The 26,939-nt window shown below is 69.0% G+C and carries 25 protein-coding genes and 1 pseudogene; 18 read left to right on the forward strand and 8 right to left on the reverse strand.

What is annotated here, in order from left to right; translation table 11 throughout:
• Nucleotides 1-45 precede the first annotated feature (45 nt).
• The gene (locus tag MFM001_RS12530) at nt 46-1,524 is read right to left on the reverse strand and encodes an NAD(P)/FAD-dependent oxidoreductase (protein WP_116375595.1); all 1,479 of its coding nucleotides are present in this window, start codon (nt 1,522-1,524) and stop codon (nt 46-48) included.
• A pseudogene (locus tag MFM001_RS12535) lies at nt 1,521-1,683 on the reverse strand (cytochrome P450); the annotation flags it as partial. The gene MFM001_RS12530 and the pseudogene MFM001_RS12535, both read right to left, overlap by 4 nt.
• 90 nt (nt 1,684-1,773) lie before the next feature.
• Here MFM001_RS12535 and MFM001_RS12540 point away from each other — a divergent pair.
• A complete protein-coding gene (locus MFM001_RS12540) occupies nt 1,774-2,796 on the forward strand; it encodes an AraC family transcriptional regulator (RefSeq protein WP_116375596.1) in 1,023 nt (340 codons plus the stop codon).
• A 26-nt stretch (nt 2,797-2,822) separates the two neighbouring features.
• On the opposite strand, the gene MFM001_RS12545 is transcribed toward MFM001_RS12540, so the two are convergent.
• The 3 genes from MFM001_RS12545 to MFM001_RS12555 all read right to left on the reverse strand — a co-directional run bounded on the left by MFM001_RS12545 (nt 2,823) and on the right by MFM001_RS12555 (nt 5,085).
• Nucleotides 2,823-3,065 (reverse strand): hypothetical protein, encoded by a 243-nt coding sequence (locus MFM001_RS12545; RefSeq protein WP_238159136.1) that lies wholly within the window; start codon nt 3,063-3,065, stop codon nt 2,823-2,825.
• Nucleotides 3,066-3,214: 149 nt separating this feature from the next.
• On the reverse strand, nt 3,215-4,150 hold the full coding sequence (locus MFM001_RS12550; protein WP_116375598.1) for an alpha/beta hydrolase: 936 nt from the start codon (nt 4,148-4,150) through the stop codon (nt 3,215-3,217).
• Nucleotides 4,147-5,085 (reverse strand): alpha/beta hydrolase, encoded by a 939-nt coding sequence (locus MFM001_RS12555; RefSeq protein WP_116375599.1) that lies wholly within the window; start codon nt 5,083-5,085, stop codon nt 4,147-4,149. The genes MFM001_RS12550 and MFM001_RS12555 overlap by 4 nt, the downstream gene beginning before the upstream one ends.
• Here MFM001_RS12555 and MFM001_RS12560 point away from each other — a divergent pair.
• From MFM001_RS12560 to MFM001_RS12575, 4 genes are all read left to right on the forward strand, one after another.
• Entirely contained in the window at nt 5,084-5,797 is a 714-nt protein-coding gene (locus tag MFM001_RS12560) for a lysoplasmalogenase (RefSeq protein ID WP_116375600.1), read from the forward strand. The two genes, MFM001_RS12555 and MFM001_RS12560, sit on opposite strands and share 2 nt — an antisense overlap.
• 50 nt (nt 5,798-5,847) lie before the next feature.
• Nucleotides 5,848-7,773, forward strand: coding sequence for a primosomal protein N' (locus MFM001_RS12565; RefSeq protein ID WP_116375777.1), 1,926 nt, complete (start codon nt 5,848-5,850; stop codon nt 7,771-7,773).
• A gap of 104 nt (nt 7,774-7,877) precedes the next feature.
• The gene (locus MFM001_RS12570; RefSeq protein ID WP_116375601.1) at nt 7,878-9,320 is read left to right on the forward strand and encodes a cytochrome P450; all 1,443 of its coding nucleotides are present in this window, start codon (nt 7,878-7,880) and stop codon (nt 9,318-9,320) included.
• Nucleotides 9,321-9,349: 29 nt separating this feature from the next.
• A complete protein-coding gene (locus MFM001_RS12575) occupies nt 9,350-11,305 on the forward strand; it encodes an aconitate hydratase (RefSeq protein ID WP_116375602.1) in 1,956 nt (651 codons plus the stop codon).
• Nucleotides 11,306-11,308: 3 nt separating this feature from the next.
• Here MFM001_RS12575 and MFM001_RS12580 read toward each other — a convergent pair whose 3' ends face one another.
• On the reverse strand, nt 11,309-12,121 hold the full coding sequence (locus MFM001_RS12580; RefSeq protein ID WP_116375603.1) for a class I SAM-dependent methyltransferase: 813 nt from the start codon (nt 12,119-12,121) through the stop codon (nt 11,309-11,311).
• A 90-nt stretch (nt 12,122-12,211) separates the two neighbouring features.
• On the opposite strand from MFM001_RS12580, the gene MFM001_RS12585 reads away from it, so the two are divergent.
• Genes MFM001_RS12585 through ribD form a run of 5 tightly spaced genes read left to right on the forward strand, consistent with a single transcriptional unit; the run spans nt 12,212 to nt 16,785 of the window.
• A complete protein-coding gene (locus tag MFM001_RS12585) occupies nt 12,212-12,715 on the forward strand; it encodes a MarR family transcriptional regulator (protein WP_192886925.1) in 504 nt (167 codons plus the stop codon).
• A 27-nt stretch (nt 12,716-12,742) separates the two neighbouring features.
• Entirely contained in the window at nt 12,743-13,675 is a 933-nt protein-coding gene (fmt, locus tag MFM001_RS12590; protein WP_116375779.1) for a methionyl-tRNA formyltransferase, read from the forward strand.
• Nucleotides 13,672-15,078, forward strand: coding sequence for an RsmB/NOP family class I SAM-dependent RNA methyltransferase (locus tag MFM001_RS12595; protein ID WP_116375604.1), 1,407 nt, complete (start codon nt 13,672-13,674; stop codon nt 15,076-15,078). The genes fmt and MFM001_RS12595 overlap by 4 nt, the downstream gene beginning before the upstream one ends.
• A complete protein-coding gene (gene rpe, locus MFM001_RS12600; RefSeq protein WP_371685531.1) occupies nt 15,026-15,769 on the forward strand; it encodes a ribulose-phosphate 3-epimerase in 744 nt (247 codons plus the stop codon). Before MFM001_RS12595 ends, rpe begins: the two co-directional genes overlap by 53 nt.
• Nucleotides 15,766-16,785: a bifunctional diaminohydroxyphosphoribosylaminopyrimidine deaminase/5-amino-6-(5-phosphoribosylamino)uracil reductase RibD gene (ribD, locus tag MFM001_RS12605; protein ID WP_116375606.1), complete on the forward strand. Its 1,020-nt coding sequence runs from the start codon at nt 15,766-15,768 to the stop codon at nt 16,783-16,785. Before rpe ends, ribD begins: the two co-directional genes overlap by 4 nt.
• A gap of 3 nt (nt 16,786-16,788) precedes the next feature.
• On the opposite strand, the gene MFM001_RS12610 is transcribed toward ribD, so the two are convergent.
• Both MFM001_RS12610 and MFM001_RS12615 read right to left on the reverse strand, forming a co-directional pair.
• The gene (locus MFM001_RS12610) at nt 16,789-18,321 is read right to left on the reverse strand and encodes an MFS transporter (protein ID WP_116375607.1); all 1,533 of its coding nucleotides are present in this window, start codon (nt 18,319-18,321) and stop codon (nt 16,789-16,791) included.
• A 4-nt stretch (nt 18,322-18,325) separates the two neighbouring features.
• On the reverse strand, nt 18,326-19,039 hold the full coding sequence (locus MFM001_RS12615) for an LppX_LprAFG lipoprotein (RefSeq protein ID WP_116375780.1): 714 nt from the start codon (nt 19,037-19,039) through the stop codon (nt 18,326-18,328).
• Between the two features lie 70 nt (nt 19,040-19,109).
• On the opposite strand from MFM001_RS12615, the gene MFM001_RS12620 reads away from it, so the two are divergent.
• The 8 genes from MFM001_RS12620 (at nt 19,110) to whiA (ending at nt 26,929) form a co-directional block, all read left to right on the forward strand.
• Nucleotides 19,110-19,709 carry a riboflavin synthase gene (locus MFM001_RS12620; RefSeq protein WP_116375608.1) on the forward strand — a complete coding sequence of 200 codons (600 nt, stop codon included), beginning with the start codon at nt 19,110-19,112 and terminating at the stop codon, nt 19,707-19,709.
• A gap of 92 nt (nt 19,710-19,801) precedes the next feature.
• Nucleotides 19,802-21,079 carry a bifunctional 3,4-dihydroxy-2-butanone-4-phosphate synthase/GTP cyclohydrolase II gene (locus MFM001_RS12625; RefSeq protein WP_116375609.1) on the forward strand — a complete coding sequence of 426 codons (1,278 nt, stop codon included), beginning with the start codon at nt 19,802-19,804 and terminating at the stop codon, nt 21,077-21,079.
• 10 nt (nt 21,080-21,089) lie between these two features.
• The gene (gene ribH / locus MFM001_RS12630) at nt 21,090-21,572 is read left to right on the forward strand and encodes a 6,7-dimethyl-8-ribityllumazine synthase (protein WP_116375610.1); all 483 of its coding nucleotides are present in this window, start codon (nt 21,090-21,092) and stop codon (nt 21,570-21,572) included.
• Entirely contained in the window at nt 21,569-22,030 is a 462-nt protein-coding gene (locus MFM001_RS12635; RefSeq protein ID WP_116375611.1) for a PH domain-containing protein, read from the forward strand. Before ribH ends, MFM001_RS12635 begins: the two co-directional genes overlap by 4 nt.
• Before the next feature lie 69 nt (nt 22,031-22,099).
• Complete coding sequence (uvrC, locus tag MFM001_RS12640; RefSeq protein ID WP_116375612.1) at nt 22,100-24,010, forward strand: excinuclease ABC subunit UvrC; 1,911 nt, start codon at nt 22,100-22,102, stop codon at nt 24,008-24,010.
• Nucleotides 24,007-24,915 carry an RNase adapter RapZ gene (rapZ, locus tag MFM001_RS12645; protein WP_116375613.1) on the forward strand — a complete coding sequence of 303 codons (909 nt, stop codon included), beginning with the start codon at nt 24,007-24,009 and terminating at the stop codon, nt 24,913-24,915. The genes uvrC and rapZ overlap by 4 nt, the downstream gene beginning before the upstream one ends.
• Entirely contained in the window at nt 24,912-25,955 is a 1,044-nt protein-coding gene (gene yvcK, locus MFM001_RS12650) for a uridine diphosphate-N-acetylglucosamine-binding protein YvcK (protein WP_116375614.1), read from the forward strand. Before rapZ ends, yvcK begins: the two co-directional genes overlap by 4 nt.
• Entirely contained in the window at nt 25,952-26,929 is a 978-nt protein-coding gene (gene whiA, locus MFM001_RS12655; RefSeq protein WP_116375615.1) for a DNA-binding protein WhiA, read from the forward strand. The genes yvcK and whiA overlap by 4 nt, the downstream gene beginning before the upstream one ends.
• Nucleotides 26,930-26,939: the final 10 nt, after the last annotated feature.

Genomic DNA, 26,939 nt, shown 5'->3' on the forward strand with positions numbered 1-26,939 from the left:
CACTCGGCGCCGACAGTGCGGCTGGCCGCACACTCGGTGGCTGCGCTAGGCCGTGAACCGGTAGTCGTCGAGGTCGAAACGCCTACTGCGCCAATAGGCTTCGACGGTGGTGGTGGGCCGTAGCGGCACGTCGCCGTTCTTGTCGAAGTAGTAGCTGTTGGCCAGCCGGCAGCTGTCTTGCCAGAACACCTGGCGGTGCCGGCGACGCATCATCTCGGCGAAGTACCGGTCGTTGGCCTCCTCGGTGACCTCGATGCGGGTCGCCTGGCGGCGCCCGGCTGCTGTCAGGCACCGCACGATGTGGTGCGTCTGCGCCTCGATCAGCGCGAAATACGACGAGCCGACGTAGCCGTACGGGCCGAACACGCTGAACAGGTTCGGGAAGCCGGGAATGCTGACGCCTTCATAGGCCTGTAGCCGATGCTGGTCCCAGAACTGGCTCAGCGACCGGCCGCCGCTGCCGGTGACCGCGAACGTCGGCACGCTGTCGGTGTCCATCACCTTGAAACCCGTTGCCAGCACCAGAACGTCGATCTCGTGGCTTTCGCCGTCGCTGGTGGCCACCGACGACGGCGTGACCTTGTCGATCGGCTCGGTCACCAAGCGGACGTTGTCGCGGTTGAACGTCGACAGGTAGGTGTTGTGGAAGCCGGGCCGTTTACAGCCGACCGCGTAACGCGGCGTGAGCTTTTCGCGTACCACCGGGTCCTCGACCTGCTGGCGCAGATAGGCCCGCCCGGCCGACTCCATCCACCTGGCCATCGGGAACACCGTGAAGTACTGCGCCGGGATCGGGAACGTCGCCTCGACGAAGGCCTGGCTGGCCAGCCGCTGCAGCGCCTTACCGCCCGGCAGGCGCATCGCCCAGCGCGCCGGCCGCGGCAGCGGCACGTCGAACTTCGGGAAGCACCAGATCGGTGTGCGCTGAAAGACGGTGAGCTGCTCCACAATTGGTGCAATCTCCGGGATCACCTGCACCGCGGACGCTCCGGTGCCGATGATGCCGACCCGCTTGCCGGTGAGGTCCTGAGAGTGGTCCCAGCGCGCGGTGTGCATGGTGATGCCGTCGAACGAGTCGACGCCGTCGATGTCGGGCAGCTTGGGCACGGTCAACACACCGCTGGCGTTCACCAGGAACCGCGCGGTGACGGTGCCGCCGGGATCGGTCTGCACCCGCCACAGCGCGTGCTCGTCGTCGAACTCGGCGCCCAAAACCTTGGTGTTGAACCGGATTTTGGAGCGGATGCCGTATTTGTCCACGCAGTGCTCTGCGTAGGCTTTCAACTCCTTGCCGGGCGCGTAGGTTCGCGACCAGTCCGGTCGCTGCTCGAAGGAGAACTGGTAGGAGAACGACGGAATATCCACGGCGATACCGGGATACGTGTTCCAGTGCCAGGTGCCGCCGACGCCGTCGCCGGCCTCGATCAGCAGGTAGTCACCGAGGCCGGCCTTGTCGAGTTTGATCGCGGTGCCGATGCCGGAGAATCCGGCGCCGACGACGACGGTGCGGTAGTCGGGTGTCATGCTCTCCTCCGTCCGATCACGTGCACACCGTGCTTGGGCCGCAGTGATCGCGGCTATCAACACCATCTCCATCAACGCGAAGCTTTACCCGATGCAGATCCGTCGCCCGCCGCCGAACGGCAGGTAGGCCGAGCGCGGCCGATCGGTGCCGCCGCGCAGGCGTCAGCGTGGCCATACCCCAACTGTAAATAGCCGAGCGACCGGTAGTAATGCGACTATGGGACAAAGACTTGGGAATTTAGGACACGGATGACGACGTGGTCGCCGGATCTGCGGCATCGGGTGTTCGCGTCGCGGGTGCTGTGCGAAGTGGCTGGCGAGCGCGGCATCGGGATGCCGGAGCTGCTTGCCGGCACCGGCATTGCGCCCGCCGACCTCGACGACCCGAACGCTCTCGTCACGGCCTGGGACGAAGTCGTGCTGGCGCGCCGGCTGCTCGAGCGGTTGGCCGAGGGCGGCGGCGTGGGCGTCGACGTGGGCAGGCGGTTCACGCTGACCCATCTCGGGTTGTTCGGGTTCGCGGTGATGTCCTGCGGCACGCTTCGGGAACTGATCACGATTGGCATGCGGTATTTCGCGCTGACGATGTTGCAGATCGACGTCGCGCTGTTCGAAGGCGCCGACGACTGCATGGTCGAGCTCAACGCCGACCATCTGCCCTCCGATGTGCGCCGGTTCTTCATCGAACGCGACATCGCCGGAATCATCTCAACCACAACCGGATTCGTTCTGCCTGCGGTGGCGAAGTACGCCGATCAGGTAACGGCGGAACTGGCGATCGACGAGGATGTGCTGCGGCCACTGCTCGAGCTGATCCCGTTCGAGAACGCCGCGTTCGGGCGGGCGCACAACCGGCTGCATTTTCCGCGGGCCATGCTCGACGAGCCGCTGCCCCAAGCGGATCCGCACACGCTGGAGATCTGTATCGCGCAGTGCGACGTGCTGATGCAGCGCAGCGAGCAACGCCGCGGTATCACCGCGGTGGTGCGCACCAAGCTGTTTCGGGATACCGGGGCGTTCCCCACGCTGCCCGACGTCGCCGCCGAACTCGACATGCATCCCCGCACGCTGCGGCGCCGGCTGGCCGAGGAGGGGACCTCGTTTCGGGCGTTGCTCAACGAGGCTCGCTCGGCGCTGGCGGTCGACCTGCTCTGCAACGTCGGCCTGACCGTCGACGAGGTGTCCAAGCGACTGGGTTACACCGACCCGTCGACGTTCTCGCACGCCTTCAAACGCTGGCACGGCATTGCGCCGAGCGCTTACTTCGATTAGCGGTTAGTCCGTTGGGGATGCTCAGTTCACGCCTGGTCGAGCAGGAGGAAGTGGGCGGTACCCTGCTCGTCCAGTTGCACGTCCAACGTCTTGTTGTCCAGGAAGTCGGCGACCCGCGGTTCGAGGAACACCCGTGCGCCCTCGCCCTCCACGACCTGGTCGCCTTCGCTGGGCTGCTCCGCCGCGCTGAGTTGCAACGTGCCCTGGCCATCCCCACTTGACCCGATCCGCAGCCCAGCACTCTCTGGGATGTTCGGCGCGCTGGTCACGGCCCTGACAGCTTCGACGGCTGCGGGCGTCAGTACTAGCATGTCTCGGCTCCTGTTCGACGGTCGTGTTCACGGAAGCCGCCCACTGTAATGGCGGATCGGCGCGCTCGCATCGGTCCAGGCCAGGAACGGTTACGCGTCACCGCGAGCTAGTGCAGCGCCTTTTTCAGCGCGGCCAGCCCGCGGTTGGCCGCCTCGGCAGCCGCGGGAACCAGCAGCGCGAAGCTGACGAAGCCGTGCACCAGCGTCGGCTCGTTGCTCAGTTCGACGGGAACGCCTGCGGCGCTGAGCAACTCGGCGTAGCGGGCGCCGTCGTCGCGCAGCGGGTCGTGCTCGGCGGTGCCGATATAGGCCGGCGCCAGACCGGACAAGTCGCCGGCGTTGGCCGGTGCCACTGTCGCCGGCAGGGTGGTCGGCTCGCTCATGTCGACGCCGGGCAGATACCACTCCAGGAACGCGTCGATGACGTCGCGGTTCAGGATCGGGCCGTCGGCGTTCTCGACGAACGACGGCAGCGACAGGTCGCCGGTCAGCGACGGATACCACAGCAACTGGAACGCCAGGTTCGGCCCGCCGTTGTCGCGGGCAAGCTGCGCCATCACCGCCGACAGGTTGCCGCCGGCGGAGTCCCCGGCGACCGCGATCCGCGACGGATCGCCGCCCAGCTCGGCGGCATGCTCGCCGACCCACTGCAAGGCGGCCCAACAGTCGTCGACGCCGGCCGGGAACGGATGTTCCGGCGCCAGCCGATAGTCGACCGAGACCACGATCGCCTCGGCGCCCACCGCGTGGGCCCGGGCCACGGCGTCGTGGGTGTCCAGGTCGCCGATCGACCAGCCGCCGCCGTGATAGAACACCACCACCGGCGGGGCGTCGGAGTCCACCGGCGGCCAGTAGATGCGGGCCGGGATGCCATCCGCGATCGTGCGGTCCTCGATTCGCAACTGCGGCAACATCTCCGGCGGGGCTTGCAGCTGGCGGATCCTCGCCCGCGCCACCTCGACGCCGTCGGCCGCACTGAACGTCGTCGGTATCGCGTCCAGCAGCGACTTGAGCAGCGGATCGATCTCGGGGCGGGCGGTCATCGATGCAGGCCCTTGCGCAGCGCGGCCAATCCGCGGTCCATCGCCTCCGTCGCGGCGGGCACCACGCCCGCGTAGCCGACGTAGCCGTGCACCAGCGTTTCGGCGTTGTGCACCTCGACCGGCACTCCGGCGGCCGCGAGCAGCTCGCCGTAGCGGATGCCGTCGTCGCGCAGCGGGTCGTGCCCGGCGACGGCGATGTAGGCCGGCGGCAGGCCGGCCAGGTTCTTGGCACGCCCCGGAGCCATCCCGGCGGGCGGGGCGGACAGGTCGACTTCGCCTGCGTACCAACGAGTGAACGCGGCGATGGCCTCGCGACCCAGAATCGGCGCCGATGCGTTTTCGCGGAACGACGGCAGCGACGAGTCCCACATCGTGGACGGGTACCACAACAGCTGGAAGACGATCGGCGGGCCGCCGTTGTCGCGGGCGCGCTGCGCGACGACGGCCGAGATGGTTGCGCCCGCCGAGTCCCCCGCGACCGCCAGGCGGCCGGCGTCGGCGCCGATATCCTCGCCGTGCCCCGCCACCCACTGCGTTGCCGCCCAGGCGTCGTCCACCGCGGCGGGGTAGGGATGCTCGGGCGCCAGCCGGTAGGCGACCGACACCACCACCGCATCGGCGCCCACGGCGTGCTGGCGGCAGGTGCCGTCGTGGGTGTCGAGATCCCCGACGACAAAGCCGCCGCCGTGGAAAAACACCACCACCGGTAACACGTCATCGCTTGGCGGCCAATAGATTCGGATCGCAAGCGGGCCGGCCGGGCCGTCGATGGTCTTGTCCTCGGTGCGGACCTCCGGGTGCACCGGACGCCGCGGCAAATCCCGCAGCCGTTGCCGCGCGGCCTGGACGCCGCCGTCCAGCGACAGCTGAAACGGCACCTTATCCAGTACCTTCAGCAGAATGGGGTCGATGGCGGGCCGGGTGTCCTCGGGCATGGAGACACCCTATGCACCGCGCATGGTGGTCGGTTGCTGGGTGGCCGCGGGCTGGGCCGGCGTCGCCTACGGGTTGTTTTTGACCGCGACGGTGCTGCTGTCGCCGCCGGGCGAAGAGCTGACCGGCCGTTTCATGGCCCAGCCGCTGTTCAAGGCGTCGATGGCACTGCTGCTGGCCGCCGCCGCGGTGGCCCACCCGATCCTGCGCGAGCGGCGCTGGCTGATGCTGGCGTTGGTGTTCTCGGCGGTCGGCGATGTGCTGCTGGCGATTCCGTGGTGGACGGCGTCGTTTGTGCTCGGGCTGGCCGCGTTCCTGCTGGCGCACCTATGTTTTCTGGGCGCGCTGATTCCGCTGGCGCGCCGGTCGTGGCCTCGTCTCGTCGGGGTCGCGGTCGTCTGCGTGGCGTGTGTGGCGCTGCTGGTGTGGTTCTGGCCGGGCCTCGGTCGCGACGGGCTGACGGTGCCGGTCGTGGTGTACATCGTGGTGCTGGGCGGGATGGTGTGTGCGGCGCTGCTGGCGCGGTTGCCCACTATCTGGACCGCGGTCGGCGCGGTGTGCTTCGCGGTCTCCGACGCGATGATCGGGATCGGGCGGTTCGTCCTGGGCAACGAGGCGTTGGCGGTGCCGGTCTGGTGGGCCTATGCGACGGCGCAGATCCTGATCACCGCCGGCTTCTTCTTCGGCCGCGCGGACTCCGCCGTCGAGCCGTGAGCACCACCTGGCAGCCCGCCGAGCATGAGCCGATCGCCCGGGTGCTGCCGATGTTGTCGGTGCCGCATCTGGACCGCGAATTCGACTACCTGGTGGCCGCCGAGCAGTCGGATGACGCCCACCCGGGGGTGCGGGTGCGGGTCCGGTTCCACGGCCGGCTGGTCGACGGTTTCGTCCTGGAACGCCGCACCGACACCGACCACGTCGGCAAGCTCGCCTGGCTCGACCGGGTGGTATCACCCGAGCCGGTGCTCACCCCCGAGATCCACCGCCTGGTGGACGCGGTGGCCGCCCGCTACGCCGGTACGCGCGCCGACGTGCTGCGGCTGGCGATACCCGCCCGGCACGCCCGAGTGGAACGCGAAACCCCAACGGCGCCAAGCCAACCCGTCGTTGCACCGGTCGACCGGGCCCGGTGGGAGGTGTATACCCGCGGCGGGCAGTTCCTGACCGCGTTGGCCGAGTCGCGGGCAGCCCGCGCGATCTGGCAGGGGCTGCCCGGCGACCTGTGGACGGACCGGTTCGCCGAGGCGGCCGCGCAAACCGTGCAGTCCGGCAGGGGAGTGCTGGCCATAGTGCCCGACCAGCGCGACGTCGACGCGCTGTCTGCGGCCGCCGCGAAGCTGTTCGACGAGTCCGCCGTGGTGGCGCTTTCGGCGGGGCTGGGACCGGCCGCGCGCTACCGGCGCTGGCTCGCGGCGCTGCGCGGCAGCGCGCGGCTGGTGATCGGCACCCGCAGCGCGGTGTTCGCACCGGTGGCCGACCTGGGCCTGGTCATGGTGTGGGACGACGGCGACGACACGCTGGCCGAGCCGCGGGCGCCGTATCCGCACGCCCGCGACGTGGCGATGCTCCGTGCGCACCAAATGCGTTGCGCCGCTTTGATTGGCGGATATTCCCGTACCGCCGAGGCGCAGGCGCTGGTGCGCAGCGGTTGGGCCCACGACGTCGTCGCGACCCGTCAAATAGTCCGTGCCCGCACCCCGCGGGTGGTGGCGCTCGACGAGCGCGTCGACGAACGCGACCCCGCCGCGCGCAGTGCACGGCTGCCGTCGGTGGCGTTGCGGGCCGCCCGCGCCGCGCTGGAGACCGGCGCGCCGGTGCTGGTGCAGGTGCCGCGCCGAGGCTATGTGCCGTCGCTGGCCTGCGGGCGCTGCCGTGCGATCGCCCGGTGCCGGCATTGCACCGGCCCGCTGTCGCTGCCCGAGCGTGGGTCGGGCGCGGTCTGTCGCTGGTGCGGCCGCGTGGATACGGCGCTGCGGTGTCCGCGCTGCGGTTCGGACGCGGTGCGCGCCGTCGTCGTCGGCGCCCGGCGCACCGCGGAGGAACTCGGCCGGGCGTTTCCCGGAACGGCGGTGATCACCTCAGGCGGCGACGCCGTCGTGGGCGCCGTCGGGCCTGGTCCTGCCCTGGTGGTGGCCACCCCGGGGGCCGAACCTTCCGGCGACTACGCGGCGGCGCTGCTGCTGGACAGCTGGGCGCTGCTCGGGCGGCAAGATCTGCGCGCGGCCGAGGACACGCTGCGACGCTGGATGACCGCCGCGGCGCTGGTGCGGGCCCGCGGCGACGGCGGAGTGGTGGCGGTGGTCGCCGAGTCGTCGATCCCGACTGTGCAAGCGCTTGTCCGATGGGATCCGGTCGGCCATGCGGAGGCCGAGTTGACGGCCCGCGCCGAGGTGGGCCTGCCGCCGAGCGTGCACATCGCCGCGCTCGACGGTCCCGCCGACGCGGTGGCGGCGCTGCTGGAGGAAGCCGAGCTGCCCGACGGCGCCGATTTGCTCGGCCCGGTGGACCTGCCTGCGGGGGCGCGCCGGCCAGCCGGGGTCAGCGGCGACGTGATCCGCATGCTGGCGCGTGTTCGCCGCGAGCAGGGTCTGGCTCTGGCGGCGGCGTTGCGTCGCGCCACAAGTGTGCTCAGCGCCCACCAGGATCACGAGCCGGTCCGGGTTCAGATCGACCCGCTCCACATCGGCTAGGGGCCTCGCCGGCGTCGAGTGTGCATCTACGGCGTTGAGTGTGCGTGTAGGGCGGCCTGCCGCCGAAAATCTACGCGAACAGCCAAAGAGGTAGTCCACTACGCATGTGCTCAGCGCCGCACACTGAGAGCGTTGTTGATGTGCTGGAATCGACCGACGTCGCCAAACTGCCACTGGCGCCGAAGAATCCGTTGCCCTACTGGCACCAGCTGCGGGCCGTGCGGTCGCTGATCGACGGTTTTCAGGAACTCATCGACGCCGGCGGCCCCATCACTCGTATCGTGCTTGCGCCCAAATGGCTTTTCCCGACCGTGGTGTTGATCGCCTCGCCGCAGGGTGCGCGGGACGTGTTGGGCCGCACCGACGAAATCGCGGACCGAGGCGGGACGACGATGGCGATCGAGCTGCACGGGCTGATGGGCGGCAACCTGCTAAATCTGCCGCACTGCCAATGGCTGCCGCGGCGGCGCACTCTACAGCCGATGTTCACCAAACAGCGTGTCCCGCGCTATGCCGGTCACATGGCGGCGGCGGCGCAGACGGTGGTCGACGGCTGGCGCGACGGGGCGACCGTGGACCTGGACACCGAGTGCCGCGCGCTTACTCTGCGCGCACTTGGGCACTCGGTGCTCGGACTGGACCTCGATGCCAAAGCCGACACCATCGGGCCCGCACTGCGCATCGCGCTTTCCTGGGTCGCCGACCGTGCGACCCAGCCACTGAACCTGCCACAGTGGCTGCCGACCCCCGGCCAGCGGCGGGCCCGCCGGGCCAACGCGACTCTGCACCACCTGGCCGCCGTGATCCTCGCCGCGGTAAGAGCCGACCCCGCCCTCGACGCGCCGCTGGTGCGTGCATTGATCACCGCAACCGATCCACTTACGGGCCAACCACTCTCGGATGACGACATCTGCCATGAGCTGGTGCTGTTCATGCTGGCCGGCCACGACACCACATCCACCACGCTCACCTACTCACTCTGGGCGCTCGGCCACCATCCCGACATCCAACAGCGCGTGTTCGATGAGGTGAGCGCGCTCGGCGACCGTCCGCTGACACCCGACGACGTGCCCCAGCTTGGCCACACCGTGCGAGTGCTGCACGAGGCCCTGCGGCTATGCCCGCCCGGTGCCGGAACGCCGCGCCTGGTCACAAAGGAATTGGTCGTCGACGGCTACCGCCTGGAGGCCGGCACCATGGCGGTGATCGGTTTCTACGCCATGCACCGAGACCCACAACTGTGGGACGACCCGCTGACATTCGACCCGGACCGGTTCCTGCCGGCGCGCTCAAAGGGCCGCAGCCGCTGGCAGTACCTGCCGTTCGGTGGCGGACCCCGATCATGTATCGGTGACCACTTCGCCATGCTCGAAGCCACGCTGGCGCTGGCCACCATCGTCCGCGCCGCCCGTATCGAATCGCTGGATGACGACTTCCCGCTGGCCACACCGTTCACCGTTGTCGCAGCTGAGCCGATCGTTGCACGTGTTCATGTTCGGGCGTCAGTCCGTGTCCCGTCGAGCAGCAGGCTTCGGGCGCTGGCATAAGCGCCGCCCTATCGGGGTAAGCAGAGGCTATGCCTCTCAACGTCACCCAAAAGCTGATCGAGTCGCACCTGGAATCCGGTGAGATGACGCCGGGCGAGGAGATCGCGATCCATATCGACCAGACGCTGACGCAGGACGCGACGGGCACGCTGGTGATGCAGGAACTCGAGGCCCTCGGACTCGACCGCGCCCGCACCGAGGTCAGCGTGCAGTACGTCGACCACAACCTGCTGCAGACCGACGAGAAGAACGCCGAGGACCACGAGTACTTGCGCACCGCCGCACAGCGATTCGGGTTGTGGTTCTCCAAGCCCGGCAACGGGGTGTCGCACCCGACCCACATGCAGCGCTTCGGCATTCCCGGCAAGACCATGGTGGGCTCCGACTCGCACACGCCGGCGGCCGGTTCGCTGGGCATGCTGGCGATCGGGGTCGGCGGCCTGGAGGTGGCGCTGGCCATCACCGGCCGCCCGCTGCACATCCGCATGCCCGAGGTGTGGGGTGTGCGGCTGGAAGGTGAATTGCCGCAATGGTGTTCGGCCAAAGACGTGATCCTGGAGATGCTGCGCCGGCACGACGTCAAGGGCGGGGTGAACCGGATCATCGAGTACTACGGGCCGGGCCTGGAAACCCTGACGGCGATGGACCGGCACGTGATCGCCAACATGGGCGCCGAACTCGGCGCCACCACAACGGTTTTCCCCAGCGACGATGCCGTCCGCGACTTTCTGCGGGCCGAGGACCGCGAGGACGACTGGGTTGAGCTGCTTGCCGACGACGGCGCCGGCTACGACGTCGAGGACACCATCGACCTGTCGGCTCTCGAGCCGTTGATCGCCAAGCCGTCCTCGCCGGGCAACGTGGTGCCGGTCGGCGAGGTCGCCGGCGAGGAGATCTCCCAGGTGGTGATCGGATCGAGCGCCAATCCCGGACTGCGCGATTTCGCGATCGCCGCCGCCATGGTGGCCGGACGGCAGACCGCGCCGCAGGTCAGCTTCGACATCAACCCGACGTCGCGGCAGATCCTGACCGATCTGACGAAGATGGGCGCCACCGCGGACCTGGTGATCGCCGGCGCTCGCATTCACCAGGCGGGCTGCATGGGCTGCATCGGGATGGGGCAGGCACCGGCTGTCGGGCGCAATTCGCTGCGCACGATGCCGCGCAACTTCCCCGGCCGCTCCGGCACCAAAGAGGACTCGGTGTGGCTGTGCTCGCCGGAAACCGCTGCCGCGTCGGCGCTGACGGGGGTGATCACCGATCCGCGCGAGTGGGCCCGCGAGGAGAAGATGGACTATCCGAAGCTCGACCTGCCCGACAAAAGCTCGGTCAACACGGCAATGCTGGTGGAGCCGCTGCCCGAAGACGAGGCGAAGAAGGTCGAACCGGTCAAGGGCCCCAATGTTTCTGACCTTCCGGAGCTTTCGCCGCTGCCCGACGAGATCGAGGCGCCGGTCCTGCTCAAGGTCGAGGACAACATCTCCACCGACGAAATCTCGCCCGCCGGTGCGCGGGCGCTGCCGTTCCGGTCCAATATTCCGAAGCTCGCGGAGTTCAGTTTCACCCAAATCGACGAGTCCTACCCGCAACGCGCGCAGGAGGCCGGCGAGGCCGGTCACATCATCGTCGGCGGCGAGAACTACGGCCAGGGCTCCTCGCGTGAGCATGCGGCGATCGCACCCCGCTATCTGGGGTTGCGGGTGGTGATCGCGAAGTCGTTCGCGCGCATCCACTGGCAGAACCTCGCGAATTTCGGCGTGCTGGCGCTGGAATTCGAGAACGCCGACGACTACGACGGCATCGACCAGGACGACACGTTGCGACTGCAGAACCTGCGCGACGCCCTGGCAGACGGGGACACGCTGAAGGTCGACAACGTCACCAAGGACTCGTCTTTCACTGTGCGGCACCGGCTTTCGCCGCGGCAGGTCAAGGACGTGCTCGCGGGGGGACTGATTCCACGCTTGGCGGAAGAAGAGGACTGAGGCTCATCGCTTCCGCGCGGTGAGCAGCAGGTACTCCCACTCCATGACGCCACAGCGCAAGTGCCGTCGGGCAAGTTCGACGAGTTGGGCGTCGAGGGTGGCGGCCAACACCCGATTGCGCCCGATCAGGCGGTAGGCGTTAATCGTTGGGCCGTAATGAGTTTTGAAGTACTCGTGGCACTCCTCGGGGCTGCCGAACCGGTCCACTCGCAATGTGCGCCGCTCCGTTGTGATTTCGCCGACTCGCTCACCCAGCAAGCCGGTGACGTAGTCCTCGCGCCCCCACAGCGCCGCCGGGGGCGTGCCGGGCACGAGCGTCGGCCGGTACGGCCTGATGGCGGCCAACATCTGGCCGAAGAAGCCCTCCGGTGTCCAGCTGATCAAAGCGATCGTCCCGCGGGACCGGCAGACCCGGACCAGTTCGTCGGCGGCGCGCTGGTGATGCGGCGCGAACATCACTCCGATCGCGGATAACACCACGTCGAACTCGCCGTCGGAGAACGGCAGGTTTTCGGCATTGGCTTCCCGCCAGTCGAGCGTCACACCTTCCGCAGCGGCCCGCATTTGGGAGCGCTGCAGCAGTTCCGGGGTGAGATCACTGGAGACGACTGTGGCGCCCCGCATCGCCGCCGGGATCGAGATGTTGCCAGAGCCGGCGGCCACGTCGAGCACGCGGTCGCCGGCGACAATCCCGGCGAAGTCGACCAGGACCGGGCCGAGTGGTGCCATCACCTGCTCGGCCATCAGGGCGTAGTCGCCCATCGCCCACATCGACCGGTGTGTGGTCGCCAGGGCTTCGGGTGTGCCGGCGTTCATCAAGACCTCCTGTGTATGCGTTACCCCTGGCTATAGTTCTAATAGGAAACAATTGCTATAGACAATAGTAGACGGCTGTTAGACTCCTGGATGTCCGCTGTGGCGAATGGAGGGAGAACAGCCATCTCGACCGACGACGTCACGGCGACTGCCGACTCCCTCGATGCGATCACTGACGCGTTGCTGACCGCGTCGCGGTTGCTCGTCGCCATCTCGGCTCACTCGATCGCGCAAGTGAACGAAACCATCACAATCCCGCAGTTCCGGACCTTGGTGATCCTGTCCAATCGCGGTCCGATCAACCTCGCCACGCTGGCGGGCCTGCTCGGTGTGCAACCTTCCGCGGCTGGCCGGATGGTCGATCGGCTGGTTGGCGCAGGGTTGATCGAGCGCCTGCCGCACCCGTCCTCGCGGCGTGAACTGCTGGCCAGGCTGACCGACCGCGGACGACACGTCGTCGGCCAGGTCACCGCGCACCGGCGCGCCGAGATCGCCCGCATCGTGGAGAAAATGCCGTCGCCGGAGCGCCACGGATTGGTGCGCGCGCTGGCCGCTTTCACTGCGGCCGGGGGCGAACCCGACGTTGACGCGTAGTCGCCGACGCCTCCCTAGACTGTGCCGGTGCGTCTTGTCTTCGCCGGCACCCCGGAACCCGCGCTGCCCGCGCTGCGCCGGCTGATCGACTCGCCGCGCCACGAGGTCGTCGCGGTCCTCACCCGGCCCGACGCCGCCTCCGGCCGGCGCGGCCACCACCAGCCGTCGCCGGTGGCCCGCCTGGCGCTCGACGCGGGCATCCCGGTGCTGCGACCGCAAAAGCCCAACACCGCCGAGTTTGTCGCCGAGCTGCGCGAGCTGGCGCCGGACTGCTGCCCTGTGGTGGCTTACGGCGCGTTGCTGCGCGACGAGCTGCTGGCCGTGCCGCCGCATGGCTGGATCAACCTGCACTTCTCGCTGCTGCCGGCCTGGCGCGGCGCCGCCCCGGTGCAGGCGGCGATCGCCGCCGGCGACACGGTCACCGGCGCAACCACGTTCCGGATCGAGCCGAGCCTGGACTCCGGACCGGTCTACGGCGTCGTCACCGAAACCATCCAACCCACCGACACCGCCGGTGATCTGCTTGATCGCCTTGCGGTTTCGGGTGCGGCGCTACTGGAAACCACGCTCGACGGGATCGCCGACGGCACGCTGACGCCGGTGCCGCAGCCCGCCGACGGGGTCAGCGTCGCGCCCAAGGTCACCGTCGACGACGCCCGCGTGCGCTGGGACCTGCCGGCTCACGTCGTCGAACGGCGTATCCGCGCCGTCACTCCGCATCCCGGCGCGTGGACGACGATCGGTGACGTGCGGATCAAACTCGGCCCGGTGCAGGTCGACTCCGACGCGCCAAACTCCTTGCAGCCCGGCCAGATTGACGTCGAGCGTCACAGCGTGCGGATCGGCACCGGCTCACAACCGGTTCAGCTCGGCGAAATACAGCCGCCCGGAAAGAAATTCATGAACGCCGTCGACTGGGCCCGAGGCGCCCGGCTGGACTCCGCGGCACGGGCGTCATGAAACGCGCACGCCGCAAGCCGCTGGATCCCGCCCGCAAAGCCGCCTTCGACGTGCTGCGCGCGGTCACCGAGCGTGACGCCTATCCCAACCTGGCGCTGCCCGCGCTGCTACGCGAACGGGGCATCCGCGGGCGCGACGCCGCCTTCGCCACCGAGCTCACCTACGGCACATGCCGCACTCGCGGTCTGCTCGACGCGGTGATCGGCGCGGCTGCCGGACGCAAGCCGGCGGCCATTGACCCGGTGCTGCTCGACCTGCTGCGCCTCGGCGCCTACCAGCTGCTGCGCACCCGGGTCGAGACGCACGCGGCGGTGTCCACCACCGTCGAGCAGGCTGGCATCGAATTCGATTCTGCGCGTGCTGGTTTCGTCAACGCCGTGCTGCGCACCATCAGCGCGCGCGACGAAAAGGAGTGGGTCGACGAGCTGGCGCCCGACCCGGTGGCCGATCCGGTCGGGCATGCGGCGTTCGTGCATGCCCACCCGCGTTGGATCGCCCAGGCCTTCGCCGACGCGCTCGGCGGGGCCGCCGGAGAGCTCGAGGCGGCGCTGGCCAGCGACGACGAACGCCCACAGGTGCACCTGGCCGCACGGCCCGGCGCCCTGACCGCCGCGGCGCTGGCCGAGGCGGTGCACGGCACCGTCGGCCGCTATTCGCCGTATGCGGTGTACCTGCCGGCCGGCGACCCGGGGGAGTTGCCCGCGGTGCGCGACGGCCAAGCGCTGGTCCAAGACGAGGGCAGCCAGTTGGTGGCCCGCGCGCTGACGCTCGCGCCGGTCGACGACGACGCCGGCCGCTGGCTGGACCTGTGCGCGGGTCCCGGCGGCAAGACCGCGCTGCTGGCCGCGCTGGGCGTCGACCGCCAAGCACGGGTGACCGCGGTGGAGCCGTCGGAGCATCGCGCGAAGCTGGTGGAGGACAACACTCGTGGGCTCCCCGTCGAGGTGCTGCAGGTCGACGGCCGCGACACCGGACTAGGCGGCGGCTTCGACCGGGTGCTGGTCGACGTCCCGTGCACCGGGCTGGGCGCGCTGCGCCGTCGTCCCGAGGCCCGCTGGCGGCGTCAACCCGCCGACATCCCGGCGCTCACAAAACTTCAGCGCGAACTGCTCGGAGCGGCGATCAGCCTGACCCGCCCCGGCGGTGTGGTGCTGTACGCGACCTGCTCGCCGCACCTGGCCGAGACGGTCGGCGTCGTCGCCGACGCGCTGCGCCGCCACCGAGTACAGGCGTTGGATACCCGGCCGTTGTTCGAGCCCGCCGGCGAGCTCGGCGACGGTCCGTATGTGCAGCTGTGGCCGCACCGGCACGGCACCGATGCCATGTTCGCCGCGGCGCTCGCGGTGCTGGATGGTCCGGCTTCTCCTCGCGCCGCTACTCGGCGCTCGTCGGCGCCAGACTAGGCTGACGAGCATGAATCGTCCCTTGATCGCGCCGTCGATCCTGGCCGCCGATTTCGCCCGGCTGGCCGACGAGGCCGCCGCCGTCGAGGGCGCCGACTGGCTGCACGTCGACGTGATGGACGCCCATTTCGTGCCGAACCTGACGATCGGGCTACCGGTGGTGGAAAGCCTGCTCCAGCACACGGACATTCCGATGGACTGCCATCTGATGATCGAGGACCCGGACCGCTGGGCGCCGCCGTACGCCGAGGCCGGCGCCCACAACGTCACCTTTCACGCCGAGGCCACCGACAACCCCGTCGCCGTCGCCCGCGACATCCGGGCCGCCGGCGCCAAGGCGGGCCTGTCCATCAAACCCGGGACCCCGCTGGACCCGTATCTGGAGATCCTCAAGGACTTCGACACGTTTCTGGTGATGTCGGTCGAGCCCGGGTTCGGCGGCCAGGAGTTCATCCCCGAGGTGCTGAGCAAGGTCCGCACGGTCCGCAAAATGGTCGACTCCGGCGAGCTGACCATCCTGGTCGAGATCGACGGCGGCATCAACGACGACACCATCGAGCAGGCCGCCGAGGCCGGTGTCGACTGCTTTGTCGCCGGATCGGCCGTCTACAACGCCGACGATCCGGAAGCCGCGGTCGAGGCGCTGCGGCGACGGGCCGCGGCCGTGTCCCCGCACCTGCGCCTCCAATGAGCACCGCGGCGGCCATCAGCCACGACGCCGCCATGCGCCTCGCCGTCGAGCACGCCGAGATGGTCAAGGGCGCGACGTATCCGAATCCGCCTGTCGGCGCGGTGATTTTGGACCGCGACGGGCGGGTGGCCGGTGTGGGCGGCACCGGGCCGGCCGGCAGCGCCCACGCCGAAGTGGTAGCGCTGCGGCGGGCCGGCAACCTGGCCGCCGGCGGCACCGCCGTCGTCACCCTCGAGCCGTGCAACCACCACGGCAAGACCCCGCCGTGTGTGGACGCCCTGCTGGACGCGCGCATCGCGTCGGTGGTCTACGCCGTCGCCGACCCCAACCCGCTGGCCGCCGGCGGCGCGGCTCGGCTCGCGGCGGCCGGCGTGAACGTCGTCAACAACGTCGAGGCCGAGCTGGTGGCGGCCGGACCGCTACGCGAGTGGCTGCACAAGCAGCGCACCGGGCTGCCGCACGTGACCTGGAAGTACGCCACCAGCATCGACGGGCGCAGCGCGGCCGCCGACGGCTCGAGTCAATGGATCACCAGCGAGGCCGCGCGCGCCGACCTGCACCGCCGGCGGGCGGCCGCCGACGCCATCGTGGTGGGCACCGGCACCGTGCTCGCCGACGATCCGACGCTGACCGCCCGACTGGCCGACGGCAAGCTTGCCGATCGACAGCCGCTGCGTGTCGTGGTGGGTAAGCGCGAAATCCCTTCGGAGGCAAACGTTCTCAACGACGACTCGCGCACCATGGTGATCCGTACGCACGACCCGGCCGAAGTCCTCAAGGCGCTGTCGGACCGCACCGATGTGCTGCTCGAGGGCGGACCGACGCTGGCCGGCGCGTTCCTGCGGGCCGGGGCGATCGACCGCATCCTGGCCTATGTCGCGCCGATCCTGCTGGGCGGGCCGATCACCGCGGTCGACGACGTCGGGGTGCCCAGCATTGCGCGGGCGCTGAAGTGGCGCTTCGACGGGGTGGAGCGAGTCGGTCCGGACCTGTTGCTCAGCCTGGTGCCGCGCTAGCGCTTACGCGTCGACGGCCTCGTGCTCCGGCAGCTCCGGCTCCTCGGCGTGGACGCTGCGGCTGGACAGCAGCAGACCGAGCAGCGCACCCACCACGCAGACGATCGCGGTGGCCGTGAAGATCCCGGCGTACATCTCCGCGAACGATTCCCGGTACAGGCGTCCTTGCAGGGCCAAGCGAACCACCAGGCTGGCGTTGGCCGGAACCTGCGCGGACTTGGTCGCGACGATCTCGTTGAACCGGTAGAACCCCCAGGCGCTCAGCGCCGCCACCCCGATCAGCATGCCGGTCATCCGCGCCACCACCACCAGCGCCGAGGCGATGCCGTGCTGGGCCGACGGGACCACTCGCAAGCTGGCCGACGAGAGCGGCCCGATCACCAGGCCCAGCCCGATCCCGGCGATCGCCAGATCAGTATCCAGCGCCGGCAGCGAGAACAAGCCGAAGATGTCGTGCCGGTCGGTCAGCAGGTCGAGCCGCCAGTGCGAGATCAGCCAGTACCCGGACGCCGCGATCAGCAGTCCGATGAACGTCATCGCCCGGTCGCCGATCTTGGTGGCGATCCACCCACCGACCACCGCGCCGATCGGCAACGCAATCAAGAAGCGCAGCAACATGATTGCCGCCTCGTCCTGTTCCTTGCCGAGCACGCCCTGGGCGAACAGCTCGACGTCGACGAGCGTCACCATCAGCGCCGCGCCGGCCGCCAGCGATGCGCCCAGCGCAGCCAGGAAGGGCCGGAAGTGCACGCCCGCGGGTTCGATCAACCGGGTCCGCGCGAAGCGCTCCCACAGCGCGAACACCACCGCGGCGACAATGGCCCCGATGACCAGCGGCCAGCCGTAGCTCGGCAGCGCGTCGTGGCCGTTGGGATTCGGGTTGTAAAGCCCAATCACCGCCAGGCCCAACGTGATTGCCAGCAGCACCCCGCCGATCAGGTCGATCTTCTCCGGCTCTGTGGTGCGCTCCCGCGACGGCAGGCTGAAGTGGATCATCACCATCGCGACGGCGGCCAGCGGCACGTTGATCCAGAACACGTCCTGCCAGCGGCTGGTCAGCCAGACAATGAAAATCCCGTACAGCGGGCCCAGCACACTGCCGAGCTCCTGCGCCGCGCCGATCCCGCCGAGCACCCCCGCCCGGTTGCGCTGTGACCACAGGTCGGCGCCGAGTGCCAGCGTGACCGGCAACAGCGCACCGGCGGCCAGCCCTTGGATCGTGCGGCCGACCACCAGCACATGCAGGTCGCCGGACAGTGCGGTAACCACCGAGCCGACGGCGAAGCCGGCCAGGCTGGCCTGCAGCAGCAGTTTGCGGCCGAACCGGTCCGACGCACGCCCCAGCAGCGGCATTGCGGCGATGTAGCCCAGCAGGTACCACGTGACGATCGGGGTGATCCGCTGCAGCTGGTTAACCGGGATGCCGACCGTGCTGATGATGTCGCGCATGATCGTGACGACGACATAGGTGTCCAGCGCACCGAGCAGCACGGCGAGGCTGCCGGCGCTGATCGCAATTCTGCGTCCAGCCTGCATGAACTCAGCTCACCTGTGGTTTCGTGACTTGGACCTGCTCACCCCAGTTGGACAACGTCATCTGGATGGTGTTGCCCTCACTCGGGTCCATTTTGGCCTGCACCAGTTGGTGATCGCCGTTCTCCTGGATCCAGACGGTGGCCGGCAGTGGTTGGGTCGCATTCACCGACGGCGCAAGCCGATTCAGTGCGTCGGGGGCGACCTTTCCGGTGATCCGGACGGTGTCTTGGCCACCGATGGTCTCGCGGCCTTCGGCCTTGGCGTCGGTGAAATTGGCCAGCACGTTTGCCAGGCCGTTGTCGGGGTTCAGGATCGTGGAAACGTCGTAGATGTCGGCGGCCGGACCGAGGTCCGTCCATACGTTCGGGGTGAGCGTCGCGTACAGGTTCGAGTCGTACACCACGAAGTCGGCGTCGATGTCAGAGCCGCCCACGACGACCTTGGCGTTGCCCTTGGCGGCCGTGCTGGGTGCGGTGGTCAGATCACCGGTGAGCGTTTTGATGGGCAGCCCCTTCACTTTTCCGCTCGTCGAGAGCACAACGTGCACGCTCTTGACGTTCTTGGTGGTCTGGCTGGACTGCTTGACCAGCGTGCTCGCATCCGGCAGCGGGCTGCTGTTCTTCTTGGACGCCGACGAACAGCCGGCAACCAGGGCGGCGGCGAAGCTGAGGGCGGCAAGGACGGCGATGAGGCGGCTACTTTTCCGCGGCGTCTGCATACGTTGCATCGTAGAGGGTGCCCGCAGCGGCGGCGTCGCGCGCCGAAGCGTGAGTCACTAATCTGAGGCGGTGTTCACCGGGATCGTCGAGGAACTGGGCGAGGTCGTCGACAAGGATGACCTCGGCGATTCCGCGCGCTTCACGATCCGCGGCCCCGTCGTCACCGCCGATGCCGGCCACGGCGATTCGATCGCGGTCAACGGGGTGTGCCTGACCGTCGTCGAAGTACTGCCCGGCGGGCAGTTCACCGCCGATGTGATGGGCGAGACACTCGGCCGGTCCAGCCTGGGTGCGCTCGCCGCCGGCAGCCCGGTCAACCTGGAGCGCGCGGCGGCCCTGGGCAGCCGGCTCGGCGGGCATATCGTGCAGGGCCACGTCGACGGCACCGGGCAGATCCTGGCCCGCACCCCGGCCGAGAACTGGGAAGTGGTGCGCATCGAGCTGCCCCAGTCGCTGGCCCGCTACGTCGTGGAAAAGGGTTCTATCACGGTCGATGGCATCTCGCTGACCGTCTCCGGGCTGGGCGAGGACTGGTTTGAGGTCTCGCTGATCCCGACCACCCGGGAACTGACCACGCTGGGCCGCGCCGCCCTGGGATCCGCGGTGAATCTCGAGGTCGACGTCATTGCCAAGTACGTCGAACGGCTGGTTCTGCATCCCACTGATTAGGCCGCCGCAATACCCGCGCCATCCTCGTGGTTCATACTGAATGCAACGCATGAGCCCTGCGACGGGGCTCGTGGAGAGACTAGGTGGCAAAGATGACGCGGTTGGACTCCGTCGAGCGGGCGGTTGCCGACATCGCGGCGGGCAAGGCCGTCGTCGTCATCGACGATGAGAACCGCGAGAACGAGGGCGACCTGATCTTCGCCGCCGAAATGGCCACTCCCGAACTGGTGGCCTTCATGGTCCGCTACACCTCGGGCTACCTGTGCGTGCCGCTTGACGGCGCCATCTGCGACCGGCTGGGCCTGTTGCCGATGTACGCGGTCAACCAGGACAAGCATGGCACCGCCTACACCGTCACCGTCGACGCGAGAAACGGTGTGGGAACGGGTATTTCGGCTTCCGACCGCGCCACCACAATGCGGCTGCTGGCCGATCCGGGAAGCGTCGCCGAGGATTTCACTCGGCCCGGCCACGTTGTTCCGTTGCGCGCCAAGGACGGTGGCGTGTTGCGCCGCACCGGCCACACCGAGGCCGCGGTCGACCTGGCGCGGCTGGCCGGATTGCAGCCCGCTGGTGCGATCTGCGAGATCGTCAGCCAGAAGGACGAAGGCGCGATGGCGCAGACCGACGAGTTGCGGGTCTTCGCCGACGAGCACGACCTGGCGATGATCGCGATCGCCGACCTGATCGAGTACCGGCGCAAGCACGAGAAGCACATCGAGCGGGTCGCCGAGGCCCGGATCCCGACCCGGCACGGGGAGTTTCGCGCGGTCGGCTACACCAGCATCTATGAGGACGTCGAGCACGTGGCGCTGGTCCGCGGTGAGATCGCCGGGCCCAACTACGACGGCCACGACGTGCTGGTCCGGGTGCACTCGGAGTGCCTGACCGGCGACGTGTTCGGTTCGCGTCGCTGCGACTGCGGCCCGCAGCTGGACGCGGCGATGGCGATGGTCGCCCGCGAGGGCCGCGGCGTGGTGCTCTACATGCGCGGACACGAGGGCCGCGGCATCGGCCTGATGCACAAACTGCAGGCTTATCAGCTGCAAGACGCCGGCGCCGACACCGTCGACGCCAACCTCAAGCTCGGATTGCCCGCCGACGCACGCGATTACGGCATCGGCGCGCAGATCCTCGTCGACCTCGGTGTCCGCTCGATGCGGCTGCTGACCAACAACCCGGCCAAGCGGGTCGGGCTCGACGGTTACGGGCTGCACATCATCGAGCGGGTGCCGCTGCCGGTGCGCGCCAACGCGGAGAACATCCGCTACCTGATGACCAAACGCGACAGGATGGGCCACGACCTGATCGGGCTGGATGACTACCACGAATCCGCCCACCTGCCAGGCGAATTCGGCGGGGCTCTGTGAGGGGAGCTCTGTGAGTCCAGCCGCCGGTGTGCCGGAGATGCCGGCACTCGACGCGTCGGGAGTGAAGCTGGCGATCGTGGCCAGCACGTGGCACACGACCATCTGTGACGCGCTGCTGGGCGGCGCTCGCAAGTTGGCCTCCGAATGGGGTGTGGACGACCCGACGGTGGTGCGGGTGCTCGGCGCGATCGAGATCCCGGTGGTGGCACAGGCGCTGGCGCGCGAGCACGACGCCGTCGTCGCGCTCGGTGTGGTGATCCGCGGCCAGACACCGCATTTCGACTATGTCTGCGATGCGGTGACTCAGGGGCTGACCCGGGTCTCACTGGACGCGTCGACGCCGGTCGCCAACGGGGTGCTGACCACCAATACCGAGGAGCAGGCGCTGGACCGTGCGGGGCTGCCGGAGTCGGCCGAGGACAAGGGTGCTCAGGCCACGGCGGCGGCGCTGAGCACCGCGCTGACCCTGCGTGATCTGCGCGCAAAGCCGTGACGTCGCAGCCGAACTGGGACGCCGAAGTTCGTCCGCACCTCACACCGTATTTCGCCTACATCGCGGCGTTCGTGATCGCGGCGGCGCACATCGGGGTGGGCCTGGCGCTCAAGGTCAAGTCCAGCGGGGTGATCTTCCAGACCGCGGACCAGGTCGCGATGGCGGTGCTGGGCCTTGTCCTTGCCGGCTTGGTGCTGTTGTTCGCGCGGCCGCGGCTGCGGGTCGGGCCCGCCGGGCTCTCGGTGCGCAACCTGCTGGGCTATCGGCTGGTGCCCTGGTCGGAGGTGGTGGGGGTGTCGTTTCCGGCCGGCGCCCGCTGGGCGCGCATCGACCTGCCCGACGACGAGTACATCCCGCTGATGGCGATCCAGGCCGTCGACAAGGACCGCGCCGTGGAGGCCATGGACACCGTGCGGACAGTGATGGCGCGGTACCAATCTCCGCGCGAGCAGACGTAGAGTCGCATCCGCGACGCCGCCCCAGTGCGATTCTGCGTCTTGTCGCGGCGGCAGACTAGCCTAGAAACCGTGCCTGACCCCGCCACGTATCGCCCCGCGCCCGGGTCCATCCCGGTCGAGCCGGGCGTTTACCGGTTCCGGGACCAGCACGGACGCGTCATCTACGTCGGCAAGGCCAAGAGCCTTCGCAGTCGGCTGACGTCGTACTTCGCCGACGTCGCCAGCCTGCATCCGCGTACCCGCCAGATGGTGACCACCGCGGCCAAAGTCGAATGGACCGTGGTGGGCACCGAGGTCGAGGCGCTGCAACTGGAATACAACTGGATCAAGGAGTTCGATCCGCGGTTCAACATCCGCTACCGCGACGACAAGACCTATCCGGTGCTGGCCGTCACCCTCAACGAGGAATTCCCCAGGCTGATGGTCTATCGCGGTCCCCGCAAGAAGGGCGTGCGCTATTTCGGGCCCTACTCGCATGCCTGGGCCATCCGCGAAACCCTGGACCTGCTGACCCGGGTGTTTCCGGCCCGCACCTGCTCGGCCGGAGTATTCAAGCGGCACAAGCAAATCGACCGGCCATGCCTGCTCGGCTACATCGACAAGTGCTCGGCGCCGTGCATCGGGCGGGTCAGCGCCGAGCAGCATCGCCGGATCGTGCTGGATTTCTGCGACTTCCTGTCCGGCAAGACCGACCGGTATGCGCGCAGCCTGGAACAGCAGATGAACAGCGCCGCCGAACATCTGGACTTCGAACGCGCCGCGCGGCTGCGTGACGACCTGTCTGCGCTGAAGCGCGCGCTGGAGAAGCAGGCCGTGGTGCTCGGCGACGGCACCGACGCCGACGTCGTGGCATTCGCCGACGACGAGCTGGAGGCCGCCGTGCAAGTGTTCCACGTCCGCGGCGGACGGGTAAGAGGCCAGCGTGGCTGGATCGTCGAAAAGCCGGGCGACCCAGGCGATTCCGGTGAGGCGAGGCTGGTCGAGCAGTTCCTGACCCAGTTCTACGCCGAGCAGGCCGAACTCGACGGCGCCGCCGACGAATCCACCAACCCGGTGCCCCGCGAGGTGCTGGTGCCGTGCCTGCCGCCCAACTCCGACGAGCTGGCCAGCTGGCTTTCGGAGTTGCGCGGTTCGCGGGTGGCGCTGCGGGTGCCGCGCCGCGGCGACAAAAAAGCTCTTGCCGAAACCGTGCAGCGCAACGCCAAAGAGGCTCTGCAGCAACACAAGCTGAAGCGCGCCGGTGACTTCACCGCCAGATCTGCTGCGCTGCAGAACATTCAGGAGTCACTTGGCCTGGCCGACGCGCCTCTGCGCATCGAATGCGTCGACATCAGCCACGTGCAGGGCACCGACGTGGTGGGCTCGCTGGTGGTCTTCGAGGACGGTCTGCCTCGCAAGTCCGACTACCGTCACTTCGCCATCCGGGAAGCCGCGGGCCAGGGCCGCTCCGACGACGTCGCCTCCATCGCGGAGGTGACCCGGCGCCGTTTCGCCCGCCACCTGCAAGAGTCGAATACCCTTGCACCGGAAGGTAAGTCACGTAAGTTTGCCTACCCGCCGAACCTGTACGTCGTCGACGGCGGCGCGCCGCAGGTCAACGCGGCCAGTAAAGTGCTCGACGAGCTCGGCATCACCGACGTGGCGGTGATCGGGCTGGCCAAGCGACTGGAAGAGGTGTGGGTGCCCAGCGAGCCGGACCCGATCATCCTGCCGCGCAACAGCGAAGGCCTCTATCTGCTGCAGCGGATCCGCGACGAGGCGCACCGGTTCGCGATCAGCTATCACCGCAGCAAGCGGTCCAAACGCATGACGGCGTCCGCGCTGGACGCGGTGCCGGGGCTCGGCGAGCATCGCCGCAAGGCGCTGGTCACCCACTTCGGATCGGTGGCCCGGCTGCGGGAGGCCAGCGTCGAGGAGATCACCGCGGTGCCCGGTATTGGCGTGGCGACCGCGACCGCAGTACTCGAGGCCCTGCGATGACCAGTCACAGCCAAGCCGAAAACACCGGCAGCACAACTGAATCCGGCATCGACGTCGTGCTGGTCACCGGGCTGTCCGGGGCCGGACGCGGCACTGCCGCCAAAGTGCTCGAGGACCTCGGCTGGTATGTCGCCGACAACCTGCCACCGCAGCTGATCACCCGGATGGTGGACTTCGGTCTGGCGGCGGGCTCGCGGATCACCCAGCTGGCGGTGGTGATGGACGTGCGATCCCGCGGGTTCACCGGGGACCTGGACTGGGTCCGCAACGACCTGGCGACGCGCAACATCACGCCGCGGGTGCTGTTCATGGAGGCCTCCGACGACATGCTGGTGCGCCGCTACGAGCAGAATCGCCGCAGCCATCCGCTGCAGGGTGAGCAAACGCTGGCTGAGGGCATCGCCGCCGAGCGCGAGATGCTGGCGCCGGTGCGCGCCACCGCCGACCTGATCATCGACACCTCCACGCTGTCGGTGCGGGCGCTGCGGGAGAGCATCGAACGGGCATTCGGCACTGAGGCGGTCGCCCACACCAGCGTCACCGTGGAGTCGTTCGGTTACAAATACGGCCTGCCGATGGACGCCGACATGGTGATGGACGTGCGGTTCCTGCCGAACCCGCACTGGGTCGACGAACTGCGGCCGCACACCGGCCAACATCCGATGGTTCGTGACTACGTGCTCGGCCAGACCGGCGCGGCGGAGTTCCTGGACACCTACCATCGATTGCTGTCCCTGGTTGTCGACGGCTACCGCAGGGAGGGGAAGCGCTACATGACCGTCGCTATCGGTTGTACCGGCGGCAAGCATCGAAGTGTGGCCATCGCTGAAGCGCTGGCGCGGCTGCTGGAACCCGATAGGCAACTGTCGGTGCGGGTGCTGCACCGGGATCTGGGCCGCGAATGAGCCCGCGCATTGTCGCCCTGGGCGGCGGACACGGCCTGTACGCGACGTTGTCGGCGGCCCGGCGACTGACCCCACATGTCACCGCTGTCGTCACCGTCGCCGACGACGGCGGTTCGTCGGGCCGGCTGCGCAGCGAACTCGACGTGGTGCCGCCGGGTGATTTGCGAATGGCGTTGGCGGCGTTGGCATCCGACAGTCCACACGGGCGGTTGTGGGCGACCGTTCTGCAGCACCGGTTCGGCGGCAGCGGCGCACTGGCCGGGCATCCGATCGGCAACCTGCTGCTGGCCGGGATCAACGAGATGCTGGCCGACCCGGTCGCCGCGTGCGACGAATTGGGCCGGATTCTCGGCATCAAGGGCAGGGTGTTGCCGATGTGCCCGATCGCGCTGCAGATCGAGGCCGACGTCTCCGGCCTGGAGACCGACCCGCGGATGTTCCGGCTGATCCGCGGCCAGGTGGCGATCGCGACCACACCCGGCAAGGTGCGCCGGGTGCGGCTGCTGCCCGCCAACCCGCCGGCCACCCGGCAGGCCGTCGACGCGATCATGGCCGCCGACCTGGTGGTGTTGGGGCCCGGATCCTGGTTTACCAGCGTGATCCCACACGTGCTGGTTCCGGGCCTGGCGGCGGCGCTGCAGGCCACCACGGCCCGGCGCGCGCTGGTGCTCAACCTGGTCGCGGAACCGGGGGAGACGGCCGGGTTCTCGGTGGAACGGCACCTGCACGTGCTCGCGCAGCACGCACCGAACTTCAGCGTCCACGACGTCATCATCGACGCCGAGCGGGTGCCCAGCGAGCGCGAGCGTGATCAGCTGCGGCGCACGGCAAAGCTGCTGGACGCCGAGGTTCGATTCGCGGACGTGTCGCGGCCTGGTACACCTTTACATGACCCGGGCAAGCTGGCCGCGGCGCTGGACGGGGTGAGTATGCGCGACACTGGTCAGGCAGCGTCCCCGGTGACAGCCCCGATGCCGATTGAAGGCGAACGTCAGCAAACGGGCGCAGACGGACCGAGAGGTGACGACGCGTGGCAATGACGGCTGAAGTCAAAGACGAGCTGAGCCGCCTGATGGTGAACTCGGTGAGCGCGCGGCGCGCCGAGGTCACCTCGCTGCTGCGGTTCGCCGGCGGGCTGCACATCGTCGGCGGCCGGGTGGTCGTCGAAGCCGAGGTGGACCTGGGCAGCATCGCCCGGCGGCTGCGCAAGGACATCTTCGACCTGTACGGCTACAACGCCGTCGTGCATGTGTTGTCCGCCAGCGGAATTCGCAAGCAGACCCGGTACGTGCTGCGCGTCGCCAACGACGGCGAGGCGCTGGCCCGCCAGACCGGTCTGCTGGACCTGCGGGGCCGCCCGGTGCGCGGGCTGCCGGCCCAGGTCGTCGGCGGCAGCGTCGCCGACGCCGAGGCCGCCTGGCGGGGGGCCTTCCTGGCGCACGGTTCGCTGACCGAACCGGGGCGCTCGTCGGCGCTGGAGGTCAGCTGCCCCGGCCCGGAGGCGGCCCTGGCGCTGGTGGGTGCGGCGCGAAGGCTCGGGATCAGCGCCAAGGCGCGTGAGGTGCGCGGTGCCGACCGCGTCGTGGTGCGCGACGGCGAGGCCATCGGCGCGTTGCTCACGCGGATGGGCGCGCAGGACACCCGGCTGATCTGGGAGGAGCGCCGGATGCGCCGCGAGGTGCGGGCGACGGCCAACCGGCTGGCGAACTTCGACGACGCCAACCTGCGGCGCTCGGCGCGCGCCGCGGTGGCTGCGGCCGCCCGAGTCGAGCGAGCTTTGGAAATCCTGGGCGACAGCGTGCCCGACCATCTGGCCGCGGCCGGCAAGCTGCGCGTCGAGCACCGGCAGGCGTCGCTGGAGGAGCTTGGCCGGCTGGCCGATCCGCCGATGACGAAAGATGCTGTGGCAGGCCGTATTCGGCGGCTGCTGTCGATGGCCGATCGCAAGGCCAAACAGGACGGCATCCCCGACACCGAATCGGCGGTGACCCCGGATCTGCTGGAAGACGCGTAGCGACCCCCGC

Origin of the sequence: Mycobacterium sp. MFM001 (assembly GCF_003402475.1) — a bacterium.
Lineage (GTDB): Bacteria > Actinomycetota > Actinomycetes > Mycobacteriales > Mycobacteriaceae > Mycobacterium.